The 734-nt window shown below is 67.4% G+C and carries 1 protein-coding gene; it reads left to right on the forward strand.

Annotated features, from left to right (window positions below; translation table 11 throughout):
- The coding region (locus DSP71_RS18390; RefSeq protein WP_113681774.1) for an HAD-IC family P-type ATPase at positions 1-439 on the forward strand (439 nt) is incomplete at its 5' end.
- Positions 440-734: the final 295 nt, after the last annotated feature.

The following is a 734-nucleotide window of genomic DNA, read 5'->3' on the forward strand; positions in this document are numbered from 1 at the left end:
CGCTGCGCATGCAGGGATCGATGACGTCCGCGCCGAGCTGCGCCCCGAAGACAAGGCCGCCGCGATCGCAGAGCTCGGTGCGAAGGGGCCGGTCGCGATGATCGGCGACGGCATCAACGACGCCCCTGCGCTGGCCGCCGCGGACATCGGGATCGCGATGGGCGCGACGGGCTCCGACGCCGCGATCGAGTCGGCCGACGTGGCCTTCACCGGTCACGATCTGCGGCTTCTCCCGCGCGCGTTCGCCCATGCCCGTCGGGGGCGGCACATCATCAACCAGAACATCATCCTGTCGCTGCTGATCATCACCGCCCTGCTCCCGCTCGCCCTCTTTGGCGTCCTGGGGCTTGCGGCGGTGGTGCTGGTGCACGAGATCGCCGAGGTGATCGTGATCCTCAACGGCCTGCGCGCCGCGTCGACGCGGAAGGCAAGCACGTGACCGCGCAGGACGTCGCCGCCGCGTGACGGCTTGATCCGGGACCATGCGGATGACCTTTAGATTTCACATCAGAGTTCGCGCGCGTTGATCGGCGACTTGCCTGCTGGCTAGGGGCCTATCGGGCGGGCCGTATGCCGGGGTCTAATGGCCATGATCATTTGGTTCCGGTTTCCCTTCGCCTCGGGTCTGTCTTCGTTATGGTCGGGCGAAGGGGCGGGCAGCAGTCGGGGTCGTTTTCGCGGCGGTGTCGCCTGGCACGCGCTGTCATCACGATGCTTGCAACCACCGCGAGGAT

The sequence above is a fragment of the Microbacterium sp. H6 genome (assembly GCF_003314775.1).
GTDB lineage: Bacteria > Actinomycetota > Actinomycetes > Actinomycetales > Microbacteriaceae > Microbacterium > Microbacterium oxydans.